The organism is Stenotrophomonas sp. 116085_Sma, assembly GCF_056479585.1.
The window spans coordinates 1,825,711-1,851,383 of the sequence record NZ_CM151057.1; the positions used below are offsets into that span (position 1 = coordinate 1,825,711).

Below are 25,673 nucleotides of genomic sequence, written 5' to 3' on the forward strand. Positions count from 1 at the left end.
GCCGGGATGGGGGAGGGGATCCCGGCCCGCGTTCAGCGCCTCGACGAGGAGAGAGCGGCGCCGAACGTTGGAACGCTTATGCAGCGGCGGCTTCAGCCGCTTCGTGCGACGGCAGAGCCGCCAGCGCGCCAGCGATGGCGTCTTCACGGTGCTGCGGCGAGTAGGCGATGCCCTCGGCACGCACGAACTCGATGTCGTTGATGCCCCAGAAGGCGAACGTCTGGCGCAGGAACGGCTCCTGGAAGTCGGCCGGAGAATCGGTGTAGATGCCGCCGCGGCTGCTGACCACGATCACGCGCTTGCCGCCGGCCAGGCCGACCGGGCCGTTCTCGGTGTACTTGAAGGTGCGCCCGGCCACGGCCACGCGGTCGATCCAGGCCTTCAGGGTGGACGGAATGCTGAAGTTGTACATCGGCGCGCCGATCACCACGATGTCCGCGGCAAGGAACTGCTCGAGCACCTGTTCAGCATCGGCGGCTTCGGCCGCGTCGGCCTTGGCCAGCGAGCTGCTGCGCAGATGCGGTACCGGATTGGCGTCAAGATCGCGATAATCGACCTGCAGGCCGTCGATCTGCTGCTTGAACCGGGCCACCACGGCGGCGGTCAGGTGGCGGGAGACGGAGTTCTCGCCAAGCACGCTGGCGTCGAGATGCAGAAGCTTCATGGCAGTCACCTATGTTCTGGAAGGAAGAAGCGGGTAGGCCCCGCCGACGGAGAGAACGATAGGTTGTTGCAAAGGCGGGATAAAGGTGATTGAATGCCACGTATTGTTCTAGATATGGAACTCGGGCATGCATGACCTGAATGATCTGTACTACTTTGCGATGGTGGTCGACCACGGTGGATTTGCCGCCGCCGAGCGCGCGCTGGGCATCCCCAAGTCGCGCCTGAGCCGCCGCATCAGCCAGCTGGAGACCGACCTGGGCGTGCGCCTGCTGCAGCGCTCCACGCGCCGCTTCGCAGTCACCGACGTCGGCACCAGTGTGCACCGCCACGCGCAGACGATGCTGGCCGAGGCGCAGGCCGCCCGCGAAGTGGTCGACCGCCTCAGCGCGGAACCGCGTGGCGTGGTGCGTGCCAGCGTACCGGTGTCGCTGGCGCAGATGCAGCTGCCCAAGCTGCTGCCCAAGTTCCTCGAGCAGTACCCGAAGGTGCGCCTGCAGCTGAACATCAGCAACCGCCGCGTGGACATCATCAATGAAGGCTACGACGTGGCCCTGCGCGTGCGTTCGCGCCTGGACGACGACGGCAGCCTGGTGATGCGCAGCTTCGGCCAGGTGCAGGAACTGCTGGTAGCCAGCCCTAAATACCTGGACCGCGCTGGCCGCCCGAAGGACCCGGAAGAGCTGACCCAGCACGTCACCCTCAGCATCAGCGAAGACGAGGCACGCCAGCGCTGGGAGCTGCATGGCCCGGAAGGCGAAGTGCGCCGGGTCGACCTGCAGCCACGCGTGGCCGGCTTCGACTTCCCGCTGCTGCAGAGCATGGTCAAGGACGGTTTCGGCATCACCATGCTGCCGGAAACCGTGTGCGCCGATGCCGTGCGCAATGGCGAGCTGGAAGTGGTGCTGCCGGACTGGTCGCTGCCGCAGGGCGTGTGCCACGCCGTGTTCGCCTCGCGCCGCGGCCTGTTGCCGGCGGTGCGCGTGTTCATCGACTTCCTGGCTGAGCACCTGCCGCCGCAGCTGGAGGCCTCGCGCCTGCATTGCGATGGAGCCTGTGAGAAGGCCAAGGAGCGCATCAAGGCCAGTGCACTGGGTGCGCTGGCGGTGGATGCGGGCTGAGAGAGCTGAATGGTAGCGCCGGGCCATGCCCGGCGTTGCTGTTTCCGGGGTCGATCACTTCCGCCCGAACAGCCGGCCCCAGAAACTGCGTTGAGGTGCCGGCATCGGCGTGGGGGTGATAGCCACCACCGGCGCTTCCAGTACTGCCATCAGCTCCGCGCTGCGCGGCTTCTTCAGGAAGTGCGCGTAGTCCAGATAGCTGGTCACTTTGCTCATGTGCAGGCGCTCCGGCATCGCCGGCAACGCGCCGCCCTGCAGCAGCACCCGCAACGCCTCCGGGCGGTCCTGCCGGATCGCCTCGAACACCGCGGTGCCGCCGCAGCCCGGTTCGATCTGATTGGCGCGCTGCGGCGCATCCTTCAACAGGTCGCGCAGCGCATCCGCGTCGTCCCGCTCCACGGCCTCCACCAGCCGCGCCAGCGCTTCCGCTTCTTCAGGTGGAAGGTTGTCGCGATAGGCCTGGTCGGCGATCTCGCGCTCGTCGCGCCCGTCACCGCCCTGGATGCACAAGAAATCGGTCACCAGGGCAACTGGAATGCCGGAGGTATCCAGCGCCCAGTAGCTCGGATACACCCCCCCCCCCCCGCCGGGGGGGAAAACGACCGGGCGGGGGGGGGTCCTCGCCCCACGGACGGTACTCGGCGCCTTCATCCAGACCGTCGTGGTCGATCAGCGCATCGGACCACGCGCTGTCTTCGTCGCCATTGGCCTGTTCGATCAGGGCCAGCAGTGCCTGCTGGGTGTCGGTGTCCATGAAACAGCCGATGCCGGCGTCGACCGGATAGCCGATGAAGCTGTCCTCATCCAGGCCGGTCAGGTCCTGCGTGGTCCAGCGCGCCATCTGCCAGTGCAGGGCAGATGCCGTGAGGGCTTCGCGGGGCTTGAACCAGACCACGGCCAGTGCCGGGCGGCCGCTGTGCACGATGATCTCGACCGGATGCCGGCCCAGCGGGGCGGTGTAGTCGGCCAGCGCCGGCGCCTCGGCCTGGACCAGAGGATCGCAGACCACCAGATGCCCGCTGCTGACCGGCAGGTGACCGGCGAACGTGCGGTGCAGGGCCACTGCGGCCAGCTGGGTGTCGTCCAGCAGGGTGGTGCGCAGGTTGGCCAGATCGAGGTGGGCCATGGGGGATCCGATTGCAGTGGAGGCCCCACCGTGCCGGATGCGAAGGGCGGGGGCAAGGGTGGTCTTGGGCAAATGGCCTTCACGTGCGAGAATACGCCGCTGCCCGGGCGACCGGGACCCGATTGGAGAGATGGCCGAGCGGTTTAAGGCACCGGTCTTGAAAACCGGCGAAGGGTTAAACCTTCCGTGGGTTCGAATCCCACTCTCTCCGCCAATCCTTAGTAAGTGTTTGTTTTTAAACGACATTTTTTAAGGTCTTGAAGGGCGGCTTGGGGCACAAATCGGGGCACAACTCCGATGCGATTACCAAGCTATCTCACTCGCTCTTCCACAGGTCGTTACCAGTTTCGCATGCGCGTTCCGACGGACATGCGCGGTATCGTCGGCAAACCTTTCGTCAAGCATCCCTTGGGCATCCAACTGCATAGCGCAAGAGTGGCTGCCTTGGCCATCGCGCAGCGTTATGCTCAAGCATTCGATGCCATCAGGGATGGGTGCATGACCAAGAAGGGACTCACGGTTGAGGATGTTCTGCGCAGCGTCGCGGAGAACGGCTCCCGGCGTTATGAAATTGACTTGCCGGGCTTCCGTCTTCGGACCACGGATGCGGCCGACCATGCTCGAGCAATGGAGGCGCTGGAAGAAATCGGCAAGTTCCACTTCCGTGATACGGGTGCAGTTCCGGCGGCGGCTGGGCCAAACCCGTTGGAATCAGCGGCGGCGCAGCCCCTGCCATCTGAGACCATCAGCCTGATCGATGCGAAGCGAATCTGGCAGGATAAAGTCGCCGCCGAGGACATCGAGGTCAAAACGGTCGGCATCAAACTGCTTCCCGTGACAGAGCTGATCGAGTTCTTGGGCGCCGAGCGCGAGCTGCACACCATCACGCGGCCTGAGATGGCCCGCTTCTACGACCATTTGGCCAAGCGCGGGTTAACGCGTTCTACGCTCAACAATCGCCAGAGCTACCTCGCAGGAAAGAGAGGATTCTTCACTTGGGCAATGGCTTCAGGCTACGTGCTCAAGGGAGACAATGTCGCCGCAGGTCACGTCAGCGTTTCGATGGCGGAGAAGCGCAAGCGCAGAAAATTTGGCTTCCAGGCCTTTACCTTGGATCAGGTTCATCAACTCTTCGCGCCTGATAGCTTCAAGCAGCTTTCAACGGGAGCGCGCTGGGCGGCTTTGTTGGGCCTGTATACGGGCGCCCGGGCAGGTGAGGTGGGGCAGCTGTTTACCCTGGACGTCAAGGAAGAGGAGGGAATCCCGTGCATACGGTTTACCGATGAGGGGGAGGATCAGCGATTGAAGACCGATGTTTCCAATCGGGTCGTCCCGTTGCATCCCGACCTGATCAAGCTTGGTTTCTTGGACTACGTCGCCGAACGAAGGGAGAGCGGGGACTGGCGATTGTTTCCGCAGGCTGACAGTAAGGCGAAGAATGGTGCGGGGAACTGGATATCGAAGGCGTTCAGCTACTACCTCCAAAAGCACAGTGGTGGGTGGTCGAAAGCGAAACGTGGTTTCCATAGTCTCCGAAAGACCGTGATTCAGGAGATGCAGGGCAGCGGTGTGGCCTCTGAGATGCGAGCCCAAATCGTCGGCCACGAATTGGACGACGAACACCACGCGACTTACAGCAGGCCCTTTACGGTGAGTGAGAAGCTCAACGGTGCCGGAGGAACGCCAGCTTTGGGTGTCCTAGATTACGGAATCGACCTGGAGGCGCTGCGCACCCTGCCGGCGCGCAAGGTCGGGCGGCGAAGCAGCAATGCTGCCGCGCGCTCTTCAAAGGTCGGCCGTAAGGGGAGCGAGCCGAACTAATGGCCCTTACTGCTGCTGATGCTTACCGCCGCGCCATCGATCGCTTTCTCGGCAAGCTCTCTGGCACCGAAAACGTGGGCCAGATGGAGAAGAAGATCGCAGACCATTTGCGCCTAGCGAAACAGCGGCCCAAGGTGGACGTGGCGTTGAGCTTCAATGAGGCCGCTGGGGTGTTGGCGATCAGCACGGCCCAATTGCAACACCTCTTGAAGGAACACTCCCCAAAAGGGACGCTGTTCACGGTGAAGGGAACTCGCAAGCGCTCGACCACCCTTGTTCCGTTGATGGCCTGGGCAGCCGAGCTCAAGGCTAAGGGCCTGTGGAAGCCGTTGAGCGAACGGGGCGTTGCGATCGACACCCTCCTAACTGCAGAACTGCCGTTTCTGGTGGCCAAAGGGTCCAAGGCTAAGCAGTTCTTCCTGGAGCCACTGACTGACCAACCCATCAGCGATGCGTTAATTCGCCAGCTCCAAGCATTGGGCGTGCAAATAGGGCTTGGGATTCGGGTCTGCACGCTGACCGAGGCCTTCGCCCAGCCTTGGCAAAACCCTGACGTCAAGCGCCAGTGGGTGGACGCATTCAACAACGCAGCCCAAGCCCAGGCCAGCCGTCTGCGGGACCTGGCTCAGCAGCTCGACGCCTCGCGAGCTGGGGTGATCGAACAAGCGCTGCACGAACGCCTGCAGCCGGCGCCTCCAAAGATGCCCGACAAGCGCAATGGGCGAATGTAACGGCTGCTAACGGATATTGGAGGCCTCCAATATCCGTATCGATGGAGGCTCTCAGTTCGGATGATTACTCCAACGCCTCGGTGGTCGGGGCGATGGAGCAAGCCGATGGGCCTCGATATGTATGCGGTCAAGACCCGCACTGATGTGCGAGATCGCACTCAAGAACTATTTTTCTACTGGCGAAAGCATCCGAACCTTCATGGTTGGATGTTCAAGTTGCACAGTGCTAGGACGGGGCAGGTTGATCCCTTCGATTTCAACCAAGTTCCCGTATTCCTTGGATTGGACGATCTTGATGCGTTGGAACAGGCTGTGCTGAACGATGATTTGCCTTATACCCAAGGCTTCTTCTTCGGTGAATCGGATCCCGATCGAGCTGAAGAAGATCTGGACTTCATTGCGCAGGCCCGCGCATTGATCAACGACGGTTGGGACGTGTTCTACAACTCTTGGTGGTAACCCGCCGCCAGCAGCGCCTCTCGGGCTGGTTCAAGCCCAACTCCCAAAACCCATTCTTCAACGCGGCAACGCAGCCGTGCTGACGGAGCCTTGCCTGGAGAATCCTCATGCAGCCCAAGTCCAACGTTCTGCCGTTCAACGCAGCAACCCGCTCCAAGCGCCTCGTAGCGGCTAAACCCACCCGGCTCACCTCCGTTTGCTACAAGGCAAGCGACAAGGCCCACACGAGCGTCGATTGGTATACCCCGCCTGCCATCGTCAGGGCGCTGGGGGGAAGGCGCGGCTTTGACCTCGATCCTTGCACGCCCGAAGACCCGTCGCGGCTGCCCGCACCCACGGCCAGCCGGATGATCCCGCCGAGCCAGGACGGCTTGGCTACGCCGTGGCCCAAGCAGGCATTCGTGTGGATGAATCCGCCTTACGGAAAAGGGATTGAGAAGTGGTTGAGCAAGCTGGCCAACCACCCCGGCGGCGGTATCGCCCTGGTGCCGGTCAACATGGAGACGGGATGGATGCACGACTGCGTGCTTTCCCACCCCAACGCGACGGCGATCCTGTTCACCCGTGGGAGGCTGAGGTTTGTGCGTCCCGACGGAACCACCGGCACGGCAGCGCCGTCGGGATCGTTGGTGGTGACTTACGGCAAGCGCGCCGCCGATCACCTTCAGCAAGCGCAGGCGAGCGGTGCGTTGCACGGGAAGTTCTTTGCCATCCAGCGGGTAGGGCAGGTGGCCACGGCGAACCAGGAGAGCTCCAATGGCTGATCGCTGGAACGTTGTTGTCTTGGGCCGCGCGACGGCCGAATTGGAAATCCGAATCGACGCGGACTCAGAGGCGGCAGCCTTGGAGATTCTGAACTCGATGGGAGTGGCTGACATTCATGCCGGTGGCTGGCGTACCGAGTTGGAGGAGATCTACGGCTTTGTGGAGGTCATCAGCCCCGATGGTTCCGAACGCGAAGATCTCAACTGGCCTTGTCCAACCATGCGCCACCACCTCAACTATTAGGAGGAGCCGATGGGAACTTACGAATTCGTCGTCCGGGGTGACTACTTGGTGAGCAAGGTGATTGAGGTCTTTGCCCAGACCCAGTCCGAGGCAATGGAGGCATTCGCGCGACTGTCCTTGGCGGAGTTGGATGCCATCGATTGGCACCATGGCGCCCTTACGATTGAAGAACACGTGGTGGTGACGGAGGTGGAAAGCGGGAGGGAGTTTCAGCATCCGTTCTTGACCGATCGCAAGCGCGAGCAACTGGAGTGTTTGGCCGAAAATGAGTAGGAACTTCCGGCTGCTGGTCTTCCACTAGCCAGCAGCGATCGAAGGCCAGCAGGAAGACCAGTAGTGCAAGGTCGTTGAATCCCAAGGGATTTCTGCGACTAAAAGTGCGCTGCTGGCTTGCTGGCTTTCGATTCAACTCCCCTGTGCAAATGCGTCCAAATCGCATGGAAAGTGTTGGTATCTCAAATTTCAAAACCGATTCTTTTTTGACCCAGCAGACCAGCGGAACGGTTTTCTATGAATGCAAAGCTTTTGGAATCAAGGGTTTGTAGCTGCTGGTCTTCCTGCTGGTCTTCTCTTTCTGCTGGCTAATGGAAGACCAGCAGGGAAGGGAAAGCCAGCAGAACAGGGCTTCCGGAAAAAGTGCGAGAGATTCCGCAGTTTTCGTGTTTAGTCAAAAACCGTGGGTTGCGGAAAGCTCCTGGAGTGGTTGAGTGGAAGTGTCCCCCATGTGGGACACACCAAACCTTTCACCTTCGGAGTTGCCACCGTGAACGCCGCCACCCATCCCTCGTCGCCGCCGACTTACAGCATCCGCGCCAGCGTGAAAAAGCACGTTCGGATCAAACGCCCCTTGGCCGAACGCCTTCGTCTCGCCGCGGCCGAAAACGAGATGACAGAGAGCGAGTTCATTCGCCGCGCCTTGGAAACCGCTCTCCCGCGCGCTGCCTGAGCAAGCCTGTCCCCCCACAACGACAAACCCCCACCGGCCAGGGCGAGGGTTTGAGAGGAGCCAACAACAATGTCTACAACCAATGTGTCCCCAAAAGGGAAGGCTGTCAACCCGACGACGGAAGAGCCAAGCAACATCGTGCCATTCGAAGCGTCGCGTTTCCTGGGTGCGGAAGCCTCCGCCCGCAAGGTCAACCTGGAGGCAGAGGAGCACAAGCAGCTCTACCGCCACTCGGTTGATCGAGAGGGCCAGCGCAAGCCACCGTCGCTCCCCATCCTGTTTGCCCGCCGCACCACCGAATGCGTCGATCGCTTGTGGGCGTGCCAAGCCACCAGCGGCACCGGCGAGATCGTACACCATTGGAACGGTACCTACTGGCAAGCGATCAGCGACGCGGAAGGTGTGGGTGTGGCATCCGATTGGATCGACCGCAACGCCGATTTCGCGGGCAGCCCCAAGCTCGCCAAGGACTGCTGGGACATGGCTTCCCTTCGGCTGCGCCAGAAAAACCCCATGCCAGCCCAAGCCAAGCGGGCCATCGTGCCGGTGGCAGACGGCTACGTGGAAATCCTTCCCGGCGGTTTCCATGTGCTCGCTCCTGATCCCGCCTTGGGCATGACCCACGCGGTCAGGGTGGCCTGTGGTGGCAGGCAGGGCCATGCATACAAGCCCCAGCCTTTGCCGGCTGACTCGCGATTCGCCAAGTTCCTCCGCCAAGCCCACGACGACCCGCGCGTCATCGACCTGCTCCAGGAGCAGTGCGGCATGACCCTGTTGCCGGGTGTCTACAGCCAGGCCGCCTGGTGGCACGGCGTCGCAGGTTCTGGCAAATCCACCCTGGCGGAAATCGTGGAAGCGATGCACCGTCAGGTGGCCCGCTGCAACCTTGAAACTTTGGGCGACCGCTTCAGCCTGGAACCCATGATTGGCGCCAGCCTGATCCTGGTGGACGAAGTGGAGTGCGAGAAGTGGGCCGAAGGTCGGTTCAAGACGATGGTCTCTGGCAATGGCATTGGCATCGACCGGAAGAACCAGAAGCAGCTGGCGAGCTACCATTCCACGGCCAAGTGGATCATCACGTCCAATTCGGCCCCCTTCATCCGCGACAAGAGCAACGGGGTGTGGCGCCGCCTCACCGTCGTGCACTGGAAGAAGGCGGTACCGGTCAACCAGCACGACCCTGATCTGGTCAAGAACATCCTGGCAGAGGAAGGCCAGCTTGTGCTGGACTGGATGCTCGAAGGCGCCCGACGCATCGTGGCCCGTGGTAGGGCGTTGTCCGACACCGACGCCGACATGCCCGAAGCCGTGCGCGCAGCGAAGCTGGCCGCCCGCCATGGCAGCGACCAGGTCATGGCTTGGGCTCAAGCCGAGCGCGTGGTGCGCATTGAGACGGATGAGTGCACGCTTTCCATGCGGCAGGTCTACGAGAACTACAAAAACTGGGGCTACCGACAAGGGCTGGCGGACATCGATCTCCTCACCGGTCGCCAGTTCTGGCGAGGCTTGAAAGAGATGGGCCTGGACGACGGCGCCCGCTCGAACCGTCGCATCAATGGCAAACAGGAAGAATGCGTGCGCCTGCGAATCAACGGAGCAGCCACCGTCGGCGAGGCCTGTGGCGATCTGCCGTTGAGATCATCGGCGACCGTGACAGCACTGCGCGTGGCGCAGGAGCGCTCTCAGTCTTTGGAGCCTTGGGAAACCGATGTGACGCCCACCCTCGAACAGCAAGGGGCTCGGCAGGAAGAGATGGAGCGTCGATTCGACCGCTTGAGCGCTCAGCAGCAGGCGGCTGAGATGGGAGCTCTCCATGCCGATGCGTTGAGGGAGGAGGCAGGGCGCACCAGAGCCAAGGCAATCCAACTCCAGCTGCAGGAACGTATCAATGAACTGGAGATTCGTGCGCTGTTCGGTGAGCCGTTGGCGGGCCGAGAAAGCAGCGAAACCCAAGGTGGCGGAAAGGTGGGAGATGGGGATGCGCGCCAACGGCGGTCGTAAAGGCGGGGCCAAATCCGTGTTCCCATCTTCCGTATCAGCTCTAGCCAATGGATTGGTCGGTGACGCTAACGGTCCAGCCCGGACTTGCCAAATCCGTATCCTGTCGCATGCTGAAACCATGACCCCTTCCGATGCCTTTGTAGACGACAGCATGGACCGCCAGGACTCCCTGGCGGCGTCCCCCCGTTTCACCGTGCAACGAACCCCCGAGGGCATCCGCGTGCAGCTCCAGGAGGGCGACGGGGGCCCCGGCACCGCTTTGACCATCGAACGGGCCTTGGCTTTGCTGGAGAACCTGTTGGAGCAGGGACGCGCCGTCACCATTCACGATTGAAGTTTCCAGCCTAACCCCCTTGGCGTTGCCGACAGGCGCCTTTCCTTGCCTTCCAGGAGAGCCTGCCCGTGTCCGATGCCACCCCCAACGAAAGCTTCCTTCAGCGTCATTCCCGCGACGTCGTCGAGCGCTTGATCCGCCAGATGGAGGAGGGCACCGGTCCCTTTCTCAAACCCTGGGACGCCCGCGTGGACCTCGGGTTGCCCATGAACCCCACGACTGGCAAGAGCTACCGGGGCGGAAACCTGCTCCACCTGTGGGCCCTTCAGAGCGCCTGGGACACCCAGGACAACCGGTGGATGACTTACAAGCAAGCCGCGGCCGTGGGCGCTCAGGTGCGCAAGGGCGAGAAGGCCAGCGTGATTGAGTATTGGGATTGGTCGCGGGTGGAGGAGGCCAAGAAGAGCGGGGACCCCGACCTCATCGCCAAGGCCCACCCCAAGGTCTTCTTCCCACGCGTGTTCAACGCGATGCAGATCGATGGGTTGCCGGCACTGGTCCTGCCAGCCGCGCGCCCAGAGCCCGACATTCACCAGGCCTGCGAAGCGGTGCTGAGAGACAGCGGAGCCGAGATCCACCACGACGGGGGCAACCAAGCGTTCTACCGTCCGATGACCGACAGCATCCACTTGCCCCAGCGCAACACCTTTCACTCGGCCAGCGGCTACTACGCCACCGCGTTGCACGAACTGGGCCACTGGACCGGCTTTCCCACCCGCCTCAACCGCGATCAGAAAGGGGCTTTTGGGAGCATCGACTACGCCAAGGAAGAACTGGTCGCGGAGGTGTCATCCATGCTGATGGGCGAACGCCTGGGCATTGGCCACGATCCCACCCAGCACGCGGCTTACGTGAAGTCGTGGATCCAAATCCTCCGGGACGATCCCCGGGAGCTCTTCCGAGCCGCGGCGGCGGCCGAGCGGGTGGTGGAGTTCCTGAAGGTGCCCGAGTTGGTTCGAGAGCCGCTCCAGAAGGTTGAGCAGCAGCGGCAGTCCGTGGCGGCCAATCTGCATGAGATCGAAAAACATGCCGCCAACGACCGGTCTCGATCGCGCTTCAAGGCAAGAGGGGCGCGCCTGAACTTGGCAGTTTGATTCGTGAACAAGCGACTGAACGCGCACCCGCCTGTCGGGAGGCAGCAGGGTGCGCGACAGTGGCTGACAAATTCTGGTTATTTATTCTTCGACAGCACGTCCATGCGCAGGAGCATCTGCTTGAGAACGTCGATGACGGAAACCTCGTCAGCATCCTTGGCCGGAGCCAGGGCAAGTGCCCAGTTGCGGACCGATGGGCTCAAGTCCTCTCCCAGTTCCACCACCAAGTCCTGAAGGTCGTCTAACGGCAGATAGGCCGTCGCAGCCAAGATATCATCGAGCTTTCCCGACAGGTCTTCTTCGTGTGCCTTCCGAAGTTCTCTCGCGGTGGCTCCGCGCTTTCTAAGCTCGGCGGCGTGCTCCACCTTGATCTCTTCAATCTTTGCTTTCGCTGATTTGCTCTTCTTGCGAACGGCGCCGCGAACAATGTCACGCACCAGCTTGGCGTCGTGCGTGTCTGTAAGGCTGGCAATGAGTGTGTCACTTTTAACGCGTGCCGGTCGGTAGACGCGGACCTTGCTGACCTCATCCCCCAGCACTCGCTGCGTCCACTTTTCCATCGTCTCCTTTGCCTTCTTTTGACCGGTTAGAGGCGACGGAACGTTCTTGAGGCGTGGTTTACCTTCGAAGTCCACCAGCAGGCCATAAGTCTTGAGGATGCGGTGGCTGTAGGTTGTGTCGGACATCCAATTTCCCCCTGTGAGTGATCCTGCAATTTTGCCAGTTCCGTAGACGGTTTGGCAGGTTGAGGGAGAGCGTTCCCACATCATCACAGGTTGAATGTCGATCAGGAACATTGCACGACAGGAGAGCTTGCCGGTTTCAGATTCCTTGCCAGACGCGGAGGGGCGAGAGAGAAAGGGGAAGAAATGGCCAGTCTGATCTACGTGCAGTAACAGAAATTCCGATCCGTGTGCTATCGAGCATGCGCGAACCCATCGTGCATCCCAACGTGTAGGCGCGGACTGCACCGCACTCCGCCGGCTGCTAGCCCTGCATGAACGGCCTCAGTGCGCTCGGGTTTGAGCGTCACGCCGCACTCTGGCTGCGCCAGCGGGGCATTGAGGTCAACGTGGCCTTTTGGTCCAAGGGCTTGAGCCACAAGTTGGTAAGAGCGGCCACCAAGGTTGCTAGCTTGGATGGCCACTTGCAGACATTGACGAAGCCTGCGCGACGTAGAGGGAAACCGCTTGTGGCAGTGGGCCAGGCAGAGCGGTTACTTCTTGGATGCCATGCGCTGGTAGAGCTTGTAGACGCCGAACATCGCCGCACCACCCGCAATTGGTGCAGCCGCGACCACCCCCAGTCCAGCAAGCATGCCACCGCCCACAACGCTCCCGACGGTTGCCAAGCCGGAGGTCACGGCGGCTGCACCGGCGGTCCCGGCCGCTGCACCACTGGTTACGCCGAGGATCGCAGAAGTTGCGCCAGCGACGGCTCCGCCGCCGGTCGAAATCGCGGCACCTGCGGCCGATGAACTCTTCTTCCTTGCCATACATTTCCCTGTTGGTTTTGAGTTGTGGGCAGAATCATCGCCTGAGCATCAATCTCTGTCCATATGCTTCATTTTGTCGCTTTTCCGTCAATTTAATGACGCGGACTGCAGTCTGTGTAACCGCGCTCCGAAGCCCCCCCCCTTGCGCATTCCCAGAATCGATCTATGCATAGGTGAACCTACTCACGAAATGGAGGTGCACCTTGAAACCCATCGTTCTGGCCCTTGCATTGGCGTTGTCTGCTCCGGCCGCCTTTGCCGCCGATTCCACCTCCGCTCGCCGTTACGGTTCGTCCGAGGCCCTATCCGTCCAGGACGCCCGACTGGGCGAGGTCCTGATGGTTCGCACGGTTCAACTGACGTCCGACCAGCGTCTGAACGCCGGCTCCGCCATCGGGGCGGCCGTTGGTTATGGGGCTGCTAACCAGGTCAAGAACCGGGAATACCGCAATGCAGCCCGGGTGACCGGTGGCGTCATCGGTGCGGCTGCCGGAACCGCGGTTCAAAAGGGCCTCAGCGGCCGGCGTGCGGTGGAGATCTACGTGCGCGATCTGTCCGATCGCCGCCAGCGCGTCCTCGCGGTGGTCCAAGACGCCGATGTGGATGTGCGCGAAGGTGATCGGGTCTTCTTGGTGGGGAAGGGTAAGAAGACCCGGGTGGTGCCGCTTGATGCTTCGCCGGTGCGCATTGGCGATTATTCGTGCGGAAGCCCTTGTGCCATTGGCATCAATGCCCGGTCGGACAACAACAGCGCTCGCGTGCGCGTGGGGCCGTAAGGATGCACAAAAGCGAACACGTTGGTGGAGGCGTGTATTGCGAAGGCACGGCTTGCGGGCTTCTGGTTGAGCTCATGAAGCGGCCATCCGTTGCCCACCGCCGCTCCGAAGTCGCCCGGATGGTCCGAGAGGGACACGGCCGCGCCGCCATCGCCCAAGCCCTGGGCGTTCCATCGCCCGTGGTGAGCGCCGATCTGGCCCACCTGGGGTTGCGTCAAAAGCCCCGGCGCCCACTGGCTGACCAACACGCTCTGGTGGTGCGCCTCCTGGAGCAGGGGAACAACGGCCCTGCAATTGCCAAGCGCCTGGGCGTGACCCGACAGGCAGTCCACGCTTACCTGCAGGCCCATGGCCTGCTCCCAACCCAGAGGAGGATCCCATGACCGTTATTCTGGTGGTCGTGCTGTTTGAGCTCGCCATGTTTGCGATCACCTTCGGAATCGCGTGGCTGTGCGCGTCCAAAGCCCGCAGCGCACGCAGGGGCTGGGAGGCGTTCCAAGCCGGCCAAGAGGACGCCCCATCCGTGGTTGCGTTGATGTGGCATTTGGCCGTGTTCTACGCGTGCTTGGCACTGCTGGCTTACCAGCTACAGCACGTGGTGAGCCAAGTCTGGTTGGATCCTTCCAACCTATACCTGTCATCCACGCTGGCTCTTGTCGTTTATTCGATCGCATGCGGGCTGCTTCACGGCAGCGGGCTGGCGCGGAGGCGGGCATGAGAACGAGTCACGGTCGGTTGCGCCCAGACCCCGTCGACGCCCGCCCACGCCACGATGGGCTGTTCCAAGGCGAAGACACAGGCGAAGAGATTCACGAAGAGCGTGACCCGTTGCTTCAAGCGCTTTACACCGAATCGCTCCATGCCCGCGGGGACGTGGACGCTGTCGATCGCTTGCTGGATGCCCACCGGGAGGCGTTTGGGGAGCCCGAGCAAGTCGCCTATGCCCGTCAGCAAGACGAACGCCATGATCGGACGTTGCCATTGCCGAGCGGTGGCCTGCCGTTGAGGCCGTCCACGGAGCGCTACCTAGAGGAGCATCGGTCATGGAACCCGCCGACCGCCAAAGAGGCCGCCATCGCACGTTCCAGGGGTCCCACCATGGTGCTCGAAGGGAAGGCATGGCGCGCTGAAGACGACGTTGCCGAGGTTACGGTGGAGGCTCCCAAGGACGACCCGTGGCAGCGGATGCGTTGAGTTCGTGTCTCAGCTGGAGAGACAGTTGGGCACCATCATTGCTGCTAGGAACACGGTGTTCCCTTCGGCTATCCTGCCCAGGGTATCCATCACTGGTATTGCTAACAACAGGGGGCGTTATGGCAAGCGTGACAGTAAGGACGCGGGATGAGCTGGAAGCGGCCAAGAATGCAAAGGCGCAGCAGATTGTGGTTGTGGGCAAGTTGGCAGACGACCTGAAGAAGACGCGCAAGTTCGCCAAGCTTGGTGCCGTCGGTGTTGCAGCAATCGTTGCTGCAGTTGGGCTCGCTCCAGTAACGGCTGGGCTCAGCACGCTCAGCCTGGGGGCGGTCGCGACAGTCACTGGAGTCGAGATCATCGGCATCATCACCGCCGCAAGCCTTGGTCTCTCTTTGATCCTCGCAATCTACAAAGGCTACGATGTGGAATACGAGGCTGGCGGAAAGGTCATTTTCAAGCGCAAGGAAGGAAAGTGATGCCCGGCTTCGTTCCAGGGGCGCCTTACCTTTTTGTTTGCGAGAAGTGCAGTCATCACTTTCAGCGGAAGATCAACTTGGGGCTCTTCTGTCCGGCATGCAAGTCGCTGTCCGTGAAGCCTCGTTTGGTCTGTAAGTAGTGCTCGTTGGCCGCCATAAAGTTGGCGGCCACTTCCAATGACCGGTCGAATCGGGTTTAACATCGCGGTCTCAGGTGCCCCGTAACCCTTTTGCTTCAAAGCGCTCCAGTATCGCCGTCACGGCTTCTGCGGCACGGTCCGGTGACGCATCTATGCGTTCCAAGCCCGTCATGGCGACGGGCAACGGCGCATTCGGATCGGTCGTGGCCACCACGGCCAGGACTCTTCCTCGGATGGTGTCTTCCACCGTGGTCCATTCGTCGGCGAGACGCTGGGGTTTATCGGTGAGAAGGACCACCATGACGGGGCCGGGTGTCAGCAGGCGGTTGGAGCGTCCCCGAAGTGCTGCGCTGTTGTGGACATGGATGGCCCGGCGGTGCCCATCTTCGGTCAGTTGGACCAGGACGCTGTGGCAGCTCGGCGCGCCCATCTCGTTGCAAACGATGTGGATGCGACCCTTGGCCCATTCCTGAAAGCCCACTGAGGAGGGCGCCAACTCATCGCTGGTAAAACAAGCCTCCACGAACCGTCGGCCTGCGAGGCTCAGTCCTTTCTCTTCGATCAGGCCCCAGCGTTCAAAGGTCTGGCGATTGATGCTGCTTTTCGACTGCAGTCCAAGGAATTCTTTTGGGTCCAGGTTACCCCCGCCGGTGCCAGGAAACACGTGGTGACGCTCGGTGATTAAAGCGCGTCGCAGAAGATCGACCTGGCCAAACGACAGGTCGCTCAGCGCCTTAATGAAGTGGCGCTTGAGATGGCCTGCGGTTTTGCCGGTAGCGATTGAACAGGCAAGGCGGCCATAGACGGTGGCCTTCTCGGCCTCGATGTCCATCTCCAATGCCCGCAGCATGGCCAGAAAATCTTCCGAGGTCATGGCCTCCGCGTTCTCGGGGAACACCTGACCCTCAAGCGCGGCACGGGTGAACTCCCGGTAGCGCTCCTCAGTGCGCTTGGCAAGCCAGGCGGCGATGAATTTTGGGCCCTTCGAAAGAAGGGCGAACGGACCGGAGATTTCCTCCAGGGGGGCAAGGTCAGGGTAGTCCATCGGGGTCTCGTGACGGTTTGCGGGTCCAGGTAGCTCATCCTCAAGCCTTCAAGCCCGTTCTTCAATCCTCCGGTTGAATTCCCCATTGGCAACGCGCGTGAGCTCGAACAGGTTGAGCGCTGGGAGCGCTGCAAGGCTAGTCTGCGCGCGAAGGTCGAGCATCCGTTCCGGGTGATCAAGCGGCAGTTCGGCTACACCAAGGTGCGCTATCTCGGCTTGATCAAGAACACGGCACAGGTGCTCACCCTGTTCGCGCTGTCCAACCTGTGGATGGTGCGCCGGAAGCTGTTGGCGGCACAGGGGTAACTCCGTCTTGAGGTGCCCGCAAGGGCACTTCGAGAGCGGAAAACATGGCAGTCCGCCGCGTCTGAAGGCCCAGGATGACTCCGGCGCTGAAAACCCACGACTCAGTGTGAATTGATCAGACCATCCCTATTTCTACTTTTGGCCGCTGCTAAAAATGGGGGGATTACCCGACGAGCTCCGCCAGGCCGCTTTTGACGAGCATTGGGACGACGAGACAAATTAAGATGAGTGGAAGGAGGACGCCCGCATCGACAGCGGCAAGACTACGAGGCCTTCCTGACGGCCGCGACCGAGTATCCGCTCCACTTCGCTGTTGCATGCGGCGATGCAGAATGGGCCGGTGACCTGCTCAAGGCTGGACGCACGCCTCAGGATCCCGATTTAGAAGGAACAACGCCCACGGATCTTCTGGGGCGGCCAGGTAATGATCAATCCGATCAGGTCATTCGTGCCCACAACCGATCCAAGCTTTTTGACGAGCTCCTTCCCGCTGCCAATGCTTGGAAGCCACCGGAAGGCGGATTTGGGGCCGACGCCAAACGTCAAGTCGGTGCGGCCATGAAAGCCCAGGGTGAGGAAAGGGAAGCCAGAAGCCTCGAATCCGACAACGGTTTTGACATGGAAAAAGAAAGGCGGCAAGAGCCGTCTTCTTCTATTTAATTCCCTTGCGAGGTTCTGATTTTCTGCTAATGGTGGGAGGTCAAAATACTATTGTGGAGGTGTGGGTTGAATATTTCGAATCTCAAAGACGTTCTTCTGAAGCAAATCGGGCTTACCAAAATCCCCGCTGATGTGAACGCAAGGGATGAAGATTGGCTGGATCAAACGCCACTTCATGATGCGCATCACCCGCGCGAAGTTCGGAGGCTGTTGGATGCTGGGGCTGACATCGAAGCGAGGGATGGCCTTGGAAATACGCCGCTTCATTCTGTGACAAGCGAGGGAGCCGTGATTGAACTGATCAAGGCCGGGGCAGACATCAATGCGCAGAATAACCAAGGGGAAACACCGCTTTTTAACGCGAGAGGGCAAGGGGATGCCAGGGCGTTGATTGCGGCCGGGGCAGACATTCATGCGCGCGATAACCGAGGGAAAACGCCCCTTTTCGGAGCGAGCGAAGGGGCTTTAAGGGAGCTCGTGAAGGCTGGCGCTGACATCAACGCTCGCGACACCCAAGGGAACACCCCGTTGTTTGGCGCACACAACGACAGTCTCAAAGCGTTGCTGAAGGCGGGAGCGGATGTCAGCGCGAGGAATAATGAAGGGCAAACCCCTCTCTTCCGAGCAACCGGGCAGACGGAGGCCCGCGCCTTGATTGCGGCCGGGGCAGACATCCTAGCCCGGGATAACCGAGGGCGAACCCCTCTCTTCGAGGCGAACACGGGCGCGCTTAAGGAACTTCTGAAAGCAGGCCTTGATCCCGCGGCGAGCGATGACCAGGGGAATCAACCGCTGCATATAGCCAGGGACCCCGAGGCGGTGGCCTTGCTCACCCGTGCAGGCGCAGACGTCATTGCACGGCGAATGGACGGCCAGGCGCCGATCCACCGTGCGATTTTTCCAGAGACGATTGAAGCGCTCGCCAAGGCAGGGGCGGATATGAACGCCCAAGACAACAACGGGAATACCTCTCTTCATGCGGGCCGCGATGCCACTGTCTGGAGTGCGCTGATTGAGGCGGGCGCAGATCCCCACATCCAAAACCAAAAGGGCGAAGCGCCGATCAACAGCGGCAAGCCATTTTTCAACGACTTGCGGGCTCAAGAGAGGGCCAAGCTCCTGGTCAGCCTGCTCCCGCCCGCCAACGCTTGGAAGCCACCGGAAGGCGGGTTTGGGGCCGATGCCAAACGCCAGGTTGGTGCGGCCATGAAGGCCCACGGGCAGGACAGCCAAACCCAGGAAGCCCCTCGCTTGCGAGCGCGCTTCTAAGCCCAAGGGAAAGGCGGCGAAAGCCGCCTTTTTCTTTTCTAGATCCCGTTGCGCAAACCAAACCTTTTGTTATGGGTAGTGCAACCCATTCATGAAAGGAGGCCTCATGCGCGTCTTGGTTCTTTCTCTGGCCCTTGTCGGCCTGCTCCCACTGACCGCCTCCGCCGCAGACACCACGCCCGCCCGTGGCTAATCCCGCGCCGGTGGAGAAAGCAAGTGAAGCGAGCCAACGACATTCGGGCCCAATACCAGCTGGCCATGGACGATGAGGGCATCCTCTTGGCCGCCTCGCACATCTTGGAGCGTCGCCTGCAGCGCCACGAGGCCATCACCGACCCCTCCAGTGCCAGCAACTACCTCACTGCCCGCTGCGCGCACCTGGATCACGAAGTGTTTGGCACGGTGTTCCTGGACGCCCGCCACCGCATCCTTGCCACCGAGCACCTCTTTCAAGGCACCATCGATGGGTGCGAAGTCCATCCCCGCATCGTCGCCAAGAAGGCGTTGGACCACAACGCCGCCGCGGTCATCTTCTTTCACAACCACCCCAGCGGAAACCCCGAGCCCAGCGTTGCCGACCGCGCCATCACCGACCGCCTCAAGCAGGCCCTTGCCCTTTTCGACATTCGAGTGCTGGATCACCTTGTGATCGCGGGCACCTCGCACGTGTCGATGGCTTCACGAGGGTGGGTGTGACCACCCCCTTTAAAGCAAAGACCTGCGGCGGAAGCCGCCGCCGACCGCTGCGCGCCGGCATCCAAAAGAGCAGGAGCGTGGATGGAAAGCAAAATCGCCTTTGGCGCGCAAAGGGGTGAGGTGAAAAATTGCGGCCTTCGCTTCGCACTTTTTGCTTTTAGTCAAAGATTTGTCCACGCCACCAGTGGACAAAATCATATGTCGATCTACCTTGAAGTCATGGGTAGGCAATGCCGCCGACCAAAACAAGAGGTGTCACATGAGCACGACCGTCGCATCCAACGAATTCACGATGATCCAACTAGGGATGAACCCAGATTTGTTGGAAGACTATGCAGAGGTTTCACTGGAGCCCGTGAGCTTTGAAGAAGAAGGCAGCCTCGGATGGGCGACCACGTGGAGCGCAGTTCATGCCGTGAAGCTGCACAACGGCGGGAAGATCCACGTCAATGGCCGATCCTTCCAAGTCACGCGAGCCAAGCCTAGTTACAAGCATTTGCTCAAGTGCTGGCAAGAAGAGCAGCGGAGGCGAAACGAAATTGCTCAATGGAGAGCAGCAAGGGCGGAAAAATATCGCTCGTTGGGATATTTAGAGTGATTGGCGGGGACGCGGCCACCGGGATGGGTAATGGGTCCCTCCGGATGAACGGACATTGGGGAGACGGAGAGCTCGGAAAGAGTGAGAGGGCGACCGTGCTTCATGGCATCCATTTCATCAGTCCCTCGGTGGGTGGCCCGCTGTTCAATACGGTGTGGCTTCCCACGCTTGCCGACTTGCGGGCGCTGCTCGCTGACGCCGAGCTCTGCAAGGCAGCCGAAATCGAGGTGAACGCGTATATTGAGACGTGCGTTGATCCGTTGCCCCCTGAGCTCGACGAGGTCATTTACCAGCCATCGATAAGAGAGATTTCGAGCCTGCCGGATGATTGCGGGATCGGCGTGGGCGTTTTTGTTACTGGCGCTTTTGCGTTCGTCCTTCAGCGCATGATTCAGGAGGCAATGGCTCAGCACCGGGCGCGTGAGCTGGATCGGGTATGGGAACAGTCAGCCACCGCAGGTGGCAAACGTCCCAGGCTCTGACGGCTGGCTCAATGCCCCCCCCCCCTTGCGCGTTTTCAGATTCGAGGTATCGGTAAGGGGATGGCCCTTTCTGGGGCTACTCATCCCCACTCAATCCCTCTCAAGGAGACGATACCCATGACACGCAAGACCTTCCTTCGCGCCCTTCTGCCCATCGCCCTGGCTTCGCTGGCAGTGCCCGCGTTCGCCGCCGACACCACCGCGGATCTGACGATTCAGGGCACCTTGACCAACACCTGCCAGCTGTCCGTGACCTCCATCGAAGGCATGGACTGGTCGGGCATCTCTGAAGCTGCCGCCCGCACCTCCGGGCTGAGCATCGTGTGCAACGCGGGCACGACTTACTCCATTTCGCCGGGCCAGGGGCAGAACTTCGGCCTGCTGTCCGGGTATGAGACCTACCGGGCTGTGACCAACGGCGCCGGGGCTTACATCCCCTACGGCTTCTTCAAGGACCCGCAGGGAAGCCAAGTCTGGGGGGATGACACCGACGCGTTCACCGGCGTTGGCGACGGCACCGTCCAAAGTTACAACTACGCGGTGCGCTTCCTGGCCCTCAAGCAGGCCGTGGGCGGCAACTACACCGACACGGTCACCGTCACCGCTACTTACAACTGATTCCCATCGGTTGTCCCGACGCCCCCGGCTTGCCCCGGGGGCTTTTTGTTGCTGCAAAGATGAGTAGGTATGGGTTGACGGAATGGTATTCCGATCTAGCTTGAATGGAGACACCCCCAAAGGAGACCCCATGACCCATTCCCAACGTTTTTTGGCCGTGGCCGCCGCGTCCTTGCTGTCCTTTTCGGCGTCCGCCGGTTCCATCTCCGTTGGCCCCACCACCCTGATGGCCGATACCTCGGCCAAGCACGTCGCCGTGACGCTGCACAACAGCGGGGACACCTCGGTGCGTTACCAGGTGAAAGCCGTGGGGTGGAATCAGGCCACGGGGCAGAACGTGTTTTCACCCACCACTGAGATCGTGGGGGCGCCTACCTTCGTGGACGTCCCGCCCCAATCCAAGCGCACCGCCCGGTTGATGCGGGTGGGCGCGCTGGGCGAGCGGCGCTACTACCGCGTGCTGCTGATGCAGCTCAAAGACCCCAACGCCCAGGGCGTCCAGTTGCTGGTCAACCAGGACTTGCCCGTGGCCTTTGAAGCCGCCAACGCGCCCGTCCCCCAGGTGACCGTCCAAGCGGTGCCCAATGGATACCGCTTGACGAATCACGGGCAGACCGCGGCCCGCGTGTCGTCCATTGGCCCGGCCGGTGGGAAGCCGTGGCGCGACGGTGCATTGGGTTGGACGCTACCGGGGGCCTCGATGACTTACGAGACCCAGCCTGGCCAGCGTGCCGAAGTGCTTTCGATCACCGTCAACGGCCAGCCCGTCACGGTCCCCGTGGGGCGGTGATCGATGCGTGGCCAAGCCTTGGCGTTGTTGTTGCTGGCTGCATCGTCGGCCAGCGCAGCGGTGCCCGACGGCGTGGCACCCGCGTTCCTGGTGCCGGTCATCGGCGGCAAGGCCAAGGCGGATCCGCTCACGTTCTGGCAGCAAGGCGGTCAGTGGTTCGCCGAGCCGGCCACGTGGCGCGAGGTCGGGCTCCAACTTCCCCCGGGTCAAACGGAGCCGATGAGTGCCCAAGCGTTGGGCGTGGGCTTTGTTGTGGACGAGGCCACCGCGACGGTCGCCCTGGATCTGCCGGCCGATCGGCTCAAGGCCCAACGCGTGGCCCGTGATCGCACCGAGCGCGGGCCCATCGCGCCGCCCGCTCCCGGGGTGCTGGTGAACTACAGCGTGGCAGGCATGGTGTCCGAGCAACAGCAGGCGCTCTCGCTGGGCCACGAGGTCCGCAAGGCGGGGCGTTGGGGCGTGATCAGCACCAGCGGGCAGGTCAACACCGACACGGCCGGCACCGGCTACGTTCGCGGCGTGACGCGCTGGCAGAAAGATGATCCCAACCGCTTGGTGACTTACCAGGCAGGCGATGTGTTCGCTGGTCCGTCGTCCTCGCTGGTCAACTTGGGCGGGGTGCGCGTGGCCAAGGACCCGCGGGCGTTGGACCCGTTGACGCCCACGTATCCGGTCCCGGTGCTCGGCGGCGTGGCGCTCGATCCGGCGACGGTCGAAGTCCTGGCCAACCGCGCCCGCGTGCTGCAAGGCCGGGTGGGGAAAGGCCCGTTCACCGCCGATGGCAGCGCCTTGGGCACCGGTGCGCAGCAAACCCAAGTGGTGGTGCGAGACCCTTACGGCCGCGAAACGGTGGTGAGCGATCAGCGTTTCTACGTCGCCCCCACGTTGCTTCGCCAAGGGCTCACCACTTGGGAGGTCGCGGCCGGCCGGGTGCGCCAAGGAGAGAGCGATTACGGGACGTTGGGCGCGACCGGGTCGGTGGCTCGGGGCCTCAACGACCGGTGGACCCTGCGCGGCACCGCCCAAACCTCAACGGACGGGAAGGCCAACGTGGCGTTGGGGGCCACGACGGCTCTTGGCACTTACGGCACGTTGGATCTGGAATTGGGCACTTCCACGCGAGGCGGCCAACGGCAGGCCGTGGCCTACGACTACCGCGGCCCGAGGTTTGGCGTGCGCCTGGAGCACGAGCGCCAGCAGGACTATTGGCGCCTGCGCGCCCCCGGTGCGGTGGAGGTGGAGCAGCGCACCCGGGGCTCGGTCTTCTGGCGGCCCACTCCCCAGTGGTCTCTCCGAGCAGGGTTCTCCGACGTGCGCACACCGCGCTTTCGCACCGCTTACGCCGACGCCGGGCTGACCTGGCGTGGCAACGGGCACACCGTGGCCGTCTCCGCTTTGCGCGATCTGGAGCGCAAGGAAACCCGGGTGGAGGTGGGCTACAGCTACGATTTCGGCCGGGGCAAGGGCGTGAGCGTTAGGGCCCGGCAAGCCCCCGATGCCACCGCCTGGGCCGTTCAAGGACGCGCCCGCCCCATGGTGTTGGGAACCCCGGTGGGCTTGTCCGCTTCGGTGGACGAGGGAGCGGCTGGCCAGACGGCCAGGGCCAACGCCAACTGGACCACCCGGGCAGGGTGGGCCCAAGTCAACGCCGAGCACGGGCCCAGTGGCATCTGGGCTTCCGGTTCGATGGCCGGTGCCGTCCACCTTGACCGCCAAGGCGTGACGTTCCTGGGTCCGGCCGAATCCTTCGCCGTGGTGGACGTGCCCGGCCAAGCCGGGGTGCCGGTGAGGGTGGGCGGCAGATTGGTAGGGAAGACCAACGCCCAGGGCCGCCTGGTGGTGGGCGAGGTGACCCCAATGGTGCCCACCGAGGTCCGCGTAGACGATCGGGCGCTGCCACTGGGCACCCAGTTGGCCGAGATCGAGCAAACCGCCACCGCTGGCCGCCAAGCCGGCATGCACCTCACCTTCCCAGTCCTGACCGAGACTGCACGAACCTTCCGCCTCACTGGCCCGGCCATCGAAGCGGGCACGGTGGCCAAGACGGCGACCGAGACCACCCAGGTGGGGTTCGACGGGGTGCTCTACCTGGAGCACCCGGAGCCGGGGCAGGTGGTCGAGGTGGCGGGGGTCTGCAGGGCCCGGTTGCCGGCAGACCTTGGCTCTGCGCAAACGGTGGTGTCGCTGGCCTGCCAGTGATCCTCCAACCCTTGGAAAACAAAGGTTTGAGCTGTCTCAGGCCTTGCGACACTGGCCCTGCATCCTTTGGCTGAACGATACTGTGGGCCTGTCTAAGGGGATCATTGGATGCCACTGCTTTCTTGGTTCAATCGCGATGCGGACCTTACTCGCGCCGCCTTGACGCCTTACCGGTTGCTGGAGCCGGTCGCCAAGCTTTCCTATGGGGACGAAGATTCCCCGAACATGCTCATCGAGGGGGACAACCTCGATGCGCTCAAGGCTCTGCTTCCTTACTATGCAGGTCAGGTGAAATGCATCTTTATCGATCCGCCCTACAACACCCAGTCGGCGGTCAGCGATCACTACGACGATAACATTGAACACTCTCAATGGTTGTCGATGATGTATCCCCGCCTTGAACTGTTGAAGGATCTCTTGGCCGAAGAGGGCTCCATTTGGATCACACTGGACGACAACGAAGCCCACTACTTCAAGGTCATAGCTGACGAAGTATTTCAGCGGAAAAACTTCATTGCGAATGTAATTTGGAACAAAATATATTCCCCGAAGAACTCGGCACGCCATTTCTCGGTAGATCATGACCACGTGTTCATTTACGCAAAGAATGCAGAAAAGTGGTTTCCGAATCCTATGCCGAGGACGGAAAAGCAGGATAAGGCATACACTAATAAAGATGGTGATCCTAGGGGGCCGTGGAAGGCAGGTGATCTTTCGGCACGTAATTTCTATGGTGCTGGCACCTATCCCATTACCACTCCATCGGGTCGAGTGATCCCGGGTCCGCCGAATGGTATGTATTGGCGAGTTTCGCAAGCCAAGCTGGCTGAGATGGATGCAGATAACCGGATCTGGTGGGGAAAGGGTGGGAATAATGTCCCGGCAATCAAAAGGTTTCTGTCTGAGGTAAAGCAAGGGCGCGTTCCGCAAACTATTTGGCCTTATGCTGAGGTCGGTCACACGCAGGACGCGAAAAAAGAAGTGGTTGCGCTATTTGGCGATGATCACTTTTCAACGCCCAAGCCAGAAGCGCTAATTCGGCGTGTTATGGAAATAGCGACGAAGCCCGGCGATCTAGTCCTGGATAGTTTTTTAGGTTCAGGCACCACGGCGGCAGTGGCCCACAAGATGGGCCGGCAGTGGATCGGCATTGAGATGGGTGAGCACGCACGCACTGCCAGCCGAGGCTTTTGAAGGTGGTGGACGGCGAACAAGGCGGAGTATCGAAAGAACTCAGCTGGGACGGGGGAGGTGGTTTCCGCTTCTACAAGTTGGGGGTTCCCGTGTTCGATGAGAGTGGTCACATCCGAGAGGGCATCCGCTTCGAACACTTGGCCGCACACGTGTGGTTTGCTGAGACCGGCGCCGCGCGCTCCACCCGTGCGCCCAAGACGGCATTCCTGGGCGAGCACCATGGTGTGGGCTACTACCTGCTGTTCAACGGAATCCTTGGCGACGAAAGCAAGGCCGGTGGCAACGTGCTGACCAAAAGGGTGTTGCGAGGACTGGAGCCGTTCGACGGACCCAAGGTGATTTACGGTGAGTCCTGCGACTTGCCGAAGGAGCAGCTGGAAGAGCTCCAGATCACCTTCAAACAGACTCCCTATGACATAAAGGCGCGTTGA

31 protein-coding genes, 1 tRNA gene and 1 pseudogene are annotated in these 25,673 nt (G+C 61.7%); 27 read left to right on the forward strand and 6 right to left on the reverse strand.

All coding sequences use genetic code 11. The features are described 5' to 3' along the window. Positions 1–76: 76 nt before the first annotated feature. A complete protein-coding gene (locus ACZK0Z_RS08455) occupies positions 77–664 on the reverse strand; it encodes an FMN-dependent NADH-azoreductase (protein ID WP_106549068.1) in 588 nt (195 codons plus the stop codon). A gap of 127 nt (positions 665–791) precedes the next feature. Here ACZK0Z_RS08455 and ACZK0Z_RS08460 point away from each other — a divergent pair, with 127 nt between their 5' ends. After that, complete coding sequence (locus ACZK0Z_RS08460; RefSeq protein ID WP_049429058.1) at positions 792–1,784, forward strand: LysR family transcriptional regulator; 993 nt, start codon at positions 792–794, stop codon at positions 1,782–1,784. A gap of 54 nt (positions 1,785–1,838) precedes the next feature. On the opposite strand, the gene ACZK0Z_RS08465 is transcribed toward ACZK0Z_RS08460, so the two are convergent. Together ACZK0Z_RS08465 and ACZK0Z_RS08470 are read right to left on the reverse strand one after the other, a co-directional pair. Beyond that, entirely contained in the window at positions 1,839–2,306 is a 468-nt protein-coding gene (locus tag ACZK0Z_RS08465; RefSeq protein WP_478449544.1) for a hypothetical protein, read from the reverse strand. Continuing rightward, on the reverse strand, positions 2,275–2,910 hold the full coding sequence (locus ACZK0Z_RS08470; RefSeq protein WP_478449546.1) for a DUF4241 domain-containing protein: 636 nt from the start codon (positions 2,908–2,910) through the stop codon (positions 2,275–2,277). The genes ACZK0Z_RS08465 and ACZK0Z_RS08470 overlap by 32 nt, the downstream gene beginning before the upstream one ends. A gap of 124 nt (positions 2,911–3,034) precedes the next feature. Between ACZK0Z_RS08470 and ACZK0Z_RS08475 the strand changes: the two genes are divergently transcribed. The 11 genes from ACZK0Z_RS08475 (at position 3,035) to ACZK0Z_RS08525 (ending at position 11,304) form a co-directional block, all read left to right on the forward strand. After that, positions 3,035–3,124 (forward strand) — tRNA-Ser (locus ACZK0Z_RS08475). Positions 3,125–3,261: 137 nt separating this feature from the next. Continuing rightward, positions 3,262–4,731 (forward strand): site-specific integrase, encoded by a 1,470-nt coding sequence (locus ACZK0Z_RS08480; protein WP_065427812.1) that lies wholly within the window; start codon positions 3,262–3,264, stop codon positions 4,729–4,731. Beyond that, a complete protein-coding gene (locus ACZK0Z_RS08485; protein WP_006375976.1) occupies positions 4,731–5,462 on the forward strand; it encodes a hypothetical protein in 732 nt (243 codons plus the stop codon). Before ACZK0Z_RS08480 ends, ACZK0Z_RS08485 begins: the two co-directional genes overlap by 1 nt. Before the next feature lie 105 nt (positions 5,463–5,567). Next, on the forward strand, positions 5,568–5,921 hold the full coding sequence (locus ACZK0Z_RS08490; protein ID WP_012480712.1) for a hypothetical protein: 354 nt from the start codon (positions 5,568–5,570) through the stop codon (positions 5,919–5,921). 107 nt (positions 5,922–6,028) lie between these two features. Then, positions 6,029–6,685 (forward strand): DNA N-6-adenine-methyltransferase, encoded by a 657-nt coding sequence (locus ACZK0Z_RS08495; RefSeq protein ID WP_049400621.1) that lies wholly within the window; start codon positions 6,029–6,031, stop codon positions 6,683–6,685. Beyond that, a complete protein-coding gene (locus ACZK0Z_RS08500) occupies positions 6,678–6,929 on the forward strand; it encodes a hypothetical protein (protein WP_006375905.1) in 252 nt (83 codons plus the stop codon). The genes ACZK0Z_RS08495 and ACZK0Z_RS08500 overlap by 8 nt, the downstream gene beginning before the upstream one ends. Positions 6,930–6,938: 9 nt before the next feature. Next, complete coding sequence (locus ACZK0Z_RS08505) at positions 6,939–7,202, forward strand: hypothetical protein (protein ID WP_006375902.1); 264 nt, start codon at positions 6,939–6,941, stop codon at positions 7,200–7,202. A 490-nt stretch (positions 7,203–7,692) separates the two neighbouring features. Beyond that, positions 7,693–7,875 carry a ribbon-helix-helix protein, CopG family gene (locus ACZK0Z_RS08510; RefSeq protein ID WP_141098938.1) on the forward strand — a complete coding sequence of 61 codons (183 nt, stop codon included), beginning with the start codon at positions 7,693–7,695 and terminating at the stop codon, positions 7,873–7,875. A 69-nt stretch (positions 7,876–7,944) separates the two neighbouring features. Next, positions 7,945–9,876, forward strand: coding sequence for a DNA primase family protein (locus tag ACZK0Z_RS08515; RefSeq protein ID WP_006375901.1), 1,932 nt, complete (start codon positions 7,945–7,947; stop codon positions 9,874–9,876). Positions 9,877–9,994: 118 nt separating this feature from the next. After that, positions 9,995–10,210: a hypothetical protein gene (locus ACZK0Z_RS08520; RefSeq protein ID WP_024956732.1), complete on the forward strand. Its 216-nt coding sequence runs from the start codon at positions 9,995–9,997 to the stop codon at positions 10,208–10,210. Between the two features lie 68 nt (positions 10,211–10,278). After that, the gene (locus ACZK0Z_RS08525; protein ID WP_006375900.1) at positions 10,279–11,304 is read left to right on the forward strand and encodes an ArdC family protein; all 1,026 of its coding nucleotides are present in this window, start codon (positions 10,279–10,281) and stop codon (positions 11,302–11,304) included. A gap of 77 nt (positions 11,305–11,381) precedes the next feature. Here ACZK0Z_RS08525 and ACZK0Z_RS08530 read toward each other — a convergent pair whose 3' ends face one another. Further along, positions 11,382–12,101, reverse strand: coding sequence for a hypothetical protein (locus ACZK0Z_RS08530; protein ID WP_024956731.1), 720 nt, complete (start codon positions 12,099–12,101; stop codon positions 11,382–11,384). Positions 12,102–12,520: 419 nt separating this feature from the next. After that, the gene (locus ACZK0Z_RS08535; protein WP_006375898.1) at positions 12,521–12,799 is read right to left on the reverse strand and encodes a hypothetical protein; all 279 of its coding nucleotides are present in this window, start codon (positions 12,797–12,799) and stop codon (positions 12,521–12,523) included. 203 nt (positions 12,800–13,002) lie between these two features. Between ACZK0Z_RS08535 and ACZK0Z_RS08540 the strand changes: the two genes are divergently transcribed. From ACZK0Z_RS08540 to ACZK0Z_RS08555, 4 genes are all read left to right on the forward strand, one after another. Next, positions 13,003–13,575, forward strand: a complete 573-nt coding sequence (locus tag ACZK0Z_RS08540) for an outer membrane lipoprotein (RefSeq protein ID WP_006375897.1) — start codon at positions 13,003–13,005, stop codon at positions 13,573–13,575. Between the two features lie 379 nt (positions 13,576–13,954). Continuing rightward, on the forward strand, positions 13,955–14,293 hold the full coding sequence (locus tag ACZK0Z_RS08545; RefSeq protein ID WP_032971199.1) for a hypothetical protein: 339 nt from the start codon (positions 13,955–13,957) through the stop codon (positions 14,291–14,293). Next, positions 14,290–14,769: a hypothetical protein gene (locus tag ACZK0Z_RS08550; protein ID WP_049459047.1), complete on the forward strand. Its 480-nt coding sequence runs from the start codon at positions 14,290–14,292 to the stop codon at positions 14,767–14,769. The genes ACZK0Z_RS08545 and ACZK0Z_RS08550 overlap by 4 nt, the downstream gene beginning before the upstream one ends. A 119-nt stretch (positions 14,770–14,888) precedes the next feature. Next, positions 14,889–15,245 (forward strand): hypothetical protein, encoded by a 357-nt coding sequence (locus ACZK0Z_RS08555; protein WP_006375896.1) that lies wholly within the window; start codon positions 14,889–14,891, stop codon positions 15,243–15,245. A 210-nt stretch (positions 15,246–15,455) separates the two neighbouring features. On the opposite strand, the gene ACZK0Z_RS08560 is transcribed toward ACZK0Z_RS08555, so the two are convergent. Further along, positions 15,456–16,430 carry a hypothetical protein gene (locus ACZK0Z_RS08560; RefSeq protein ID WP_006375894.1) on the reverse strand — a complete coding sequence of 325 codons (975 nt, stop codon included), beginning with the start codon at positions 16,428–16,430 and terminating at the stop codon, positions 15,456–15,458. 84 nt (positions 16,431–16,514) lie between these two features. On the opposite strand from ACZK0Z_RS08560, the pseudogene ACZK0Z_RS08565 reads away from it, so the two are divergent. The 11 genes and pseudogenes from ACZK0Z_RS08565 to ACZK0Z_RS08615 all read left to right on the forward strand — a co-directional run. Then, positions 16,515–16,736, forward strand: a pseudogene (locus tag ACZK0Z_RS08565) (transposase); the annotation flags it as partial. 228 nt (positions 16,737–16,964) lie between these two features. After that, a complete protein-coding gene (locus ACZK0Z_RS08570) occupies positions 16,965–17,396 on the forward strand; it encodes a hypothetical protein (RefSeq protein ID WP_125892011.1) in 432 nt (143 codons plus the stop codon). A gap of 66 nt (positions 17,397–17,462) precedes the next feature. After that, a complete protein-coding gene (locus ACZK0Z_RS08575; RefSeq protein ID WP_075677511.1) occupies positions 17,463–18,665 on the forward strand; it encodes an ankyrin repeat domain-containing protein in 1,203 nt (400 codons plus the stop codon). A 216-nt stretch (positions 18,666–18,881) separates the two neighbouring features. Further along, positions 18,882–19,361: a JAB domain-containing protein gene (locus tag ACZK0Z_RS08580; RefSeq protein WP_006375809.1), complete on the forward strand. Its 480-nt coding sequence runs from the start codon at positions 18,882–18,884 to the stop codon at positions 19,359–19,361. A gap of 259 nt (positions 19,362–19,620) precedes the next feature. Then, positions 19,621–19,959 carry a hypothetical protein gene (locus ACZK0Z_RS08585; RefSeq protein WP_141651028.1) on the forward strand — a complete coding sequence of 113 codons (339 nt, stop codon included), beginning with the start codon at positions 19,621–19,623 and terminating at the stop codon, positions 19,957–19,959. Continuing rightward, positions 19,908–20,441, forward strand: a complete 534-nt coding sequence (locus ACZK0Z_RS08590; protein ID WP_032971186.1) for a hypothetical protein — start codon at positions 19,908–19,910, stop codon at positions 20,439–20,441. The genes ACZK0Z_RS08585 and ACZK0Z_RS08590 overlap by 52 nt, the downstream gene beginning before the upstream one ends. Positions 20,442–20,558: 117 nt before the next feature. Then, positions 20,559–21,059: a Csu type fimbrial protein gene (locus ACZK0Z_RS08595; protein WP_006375771.1), complete on the forward strand. Its 501-nt coding sequence runs from the start codon at positions 20,559–20,561 to the stop codon at positions 21,057–21,059. Between the two features lie 130 nt (positions 21,060–21,189). Next, positions 21,190–21,849, forward strand: coding sequence for a fimbrial biogenesis chaperone (locus ACZK0Z_RS08600; RefSeq protein WP_006375721.1), 660 nt, complete (start codon positions 21,190–21,192; stop codon positions 21,847–21,849). Between the two features lie 18 nt (positions 21,850–21,867). Next, complete coding sequence (locus ACZK0Z_RS08605) at positions 21,868–24,048, forward strand: fimbria/pilus outer membrane usher protein (RefSeq protein WP_164225609.1); 2,181 nt, start codon at positions 21,868–21,870, stop codon at positions 24,046–24,048. 108 nt (positions 24,049–24,156) lie between these two features. Beyond that, entirely contained in the window at positions 24,157–25,242 is a 1,086-nt protein-coding gene (locus ACZK0Z_RS08610) for a site-specific DNA-methyltransferase (protein WP_459004512.1), read from the forward strand. Then, the gene (locus ACZK0Z_RS08615) at positions 25,239–25,673 is read left to right on the forward strand and encodes a hypothetical protein (RefSeq protein ID WP_459004514.1); all 435 of its coding nucleotides are present in this window, start codon (positions 25,239–25,241) and stop codon (positions 25,671–25,673) included. The genes ACZK0Z_RS08610 and ACZK0Z_RS08615 overlap by 4 nt, the downstream gene beginning before the upstream one ends.

Excerpts from the sequence above, each read along its gene's own strand:
- ACZK0Z_RS08455 (WP_106549068.1), bottom strand. The coding sequence starts at position 664 with ATGAAGCTTCTGCATCTCGACGCCAGCGTGCTTGGCGAGAACTCCGTC.
- ACZK0Z_RS08460 (WP_049429058.1), top strand. The coding sequence starts at position 792 with ATGCATGACCTGAATGATCTGTACTACTTTGCGATGGTGGTCGACCAC.
- ACZK0Z_RS08470 (WP_478449546.1), bottom strand. The coding sequence starts at position 2,910 with ATGGCCCACCTCGATCTGGCCAACCTGCGCACCACCCTGCTGGACGAC.
- ACZK0Z_RS08480 (WP_065427812.1), top strand. The coding sequence starts at position 3,262 with ATGCGCGTTCCGACGGACATGCGCGGTATCGTCGGCAAACCTTTCGTC.
- ACZK0Z_RS08485 (WP_006375976.1), top strand. The coding sequence starts at position 4,731 with ATGGCCCTTACTGCTGCTGATGCTTACCGCCGCGCCATCGATCGCTTT.
- ACZK0Z_RS08490 (WP_012480712.1), top strand. The coding sequence starts at position 5,568 with ATGGGCCTCGATATGTATGCGGTCAAGACCCGCACTGATGTGCGAGAT.
- ACZK0Z_RS08495 (WP_049400621.1), top strand. The coding sequence starts at position 6,029 with ATGCAGCCCAAGTCCAACGTTCTGCCGTTCAACGCAGCAACCCGCTCC.
- ACZK0Z_RS08500 (WP_006375905.1), top strand. The coding sequence starts at position 6,678 with ATGGCTGATCGCTGGAACGTTGTTGTCTTGGGCCGCGCGACGGCCGAA.
- ACZK0Z_RS08505 (WP_006375902.1), top strand. The coding sequence starts at position 6,939 with ATGGGAACTTACGAATTCGTCGTCCGGGGTGACTACTTGGTGAGCAAG.
- ACZK0Z_RS08515 (WP_006375901.1), top strand. The coding sequence starts at position 7,945 with ATGTCTACAACCAATGTGTCCCCAAAAGGGAAGGCTGTCAACCCGACG.
- ACZK0Z_RS08520 (WP_024956732.1), top strand. The coding sequence starts at position 9,995 with ATGACCCCTTCCGATGCCTTTGTAGACGACAGCATGGACCGCCAGGAC.
- ACZK0Z_RS08530 (WP_024956731.1), bottom strand. The coding sequence starts at position 12,101 with ATGTTCCTGATCGACATTCAACCTGTGATGATGTGGGAACGCTCTCCC.
- ACZK0Z_RS08535 (WP_006375898.1), bottom strand. The coding sequence starts at position 12,799 with ATGGCAAGGAAGAAGAGTTCATCGGCCGCAGGTGCCGCGATTTCGACC.
- ACZK0Z_RS08545 (WP_032971199.1), top strand. The coding sequence starts at position 13,955 with ATGACCGTTATTCTGGTGGTCGTGCTGTTTGAGCTCGCCATGTTTGCG.
- ACZK0Z_RS08550 (WP_049459047.1), top strand. The coding sequence starts at position 14,290 with ATGAGAACGAGTCACGGTCGGTTGCGCCCAGACCCCGTCGACGCCCGC.
- ACZK0Z_RS08555 (WP_006375896.1), top strand. The coding sequence starts at position 14,889 with ATGGCAAGCGTGACAGTAAGGACGCGGGATGAGCTGGAAGCGGCCAAG.
- ACZK0Z_RS08560 (WP_006375894.1), bottom strand. The coding sequence starts at position 16,430 with ATGGACTACCCTGACCTTGCCCCCCTGGAGGAAATCTCCGGTCCGTTC.
- ACZK0Z_RS08585 (WP_141651028.1), top strand. The coding sequence starts at position 19,621 with ATGAGCACGACCGTCGCATCCAACGAATTCACGATGATCCAACTAGGG.
- ACZK0Z_RS08590 (WP_032971186.1), top strand. The coding sequence starts at position 19,908 with ATGGAGAGCAGCAAGGGCGGAAAAATATCGCTCGTTGGGATATTTAGA.
- ACZK0Z_RS08595 (WP_006375771.1), top strand. The coding sequence starts at position 20,559 with ATGACACGCAAGACCTTCCTTCGCGCCCTTCTGCCCATCGCCCTGGCT.
- ACZK0Z_RS08600 (WP_006375721.1), top strand. The coding sequence starts at position 21,190 with ATGACCCATTCCCAACGTTTTTTGGCCGTGGCCGCCGCGTCCTTGCTG.
- ACZK0Z_RS08610 (WP_459004512.1), top strand. The coding sequence starts at position 24,157 with ATGCCACTGCTTTCTTGGTTCAATCGCGATGCGGACCTTACTCGCGCC.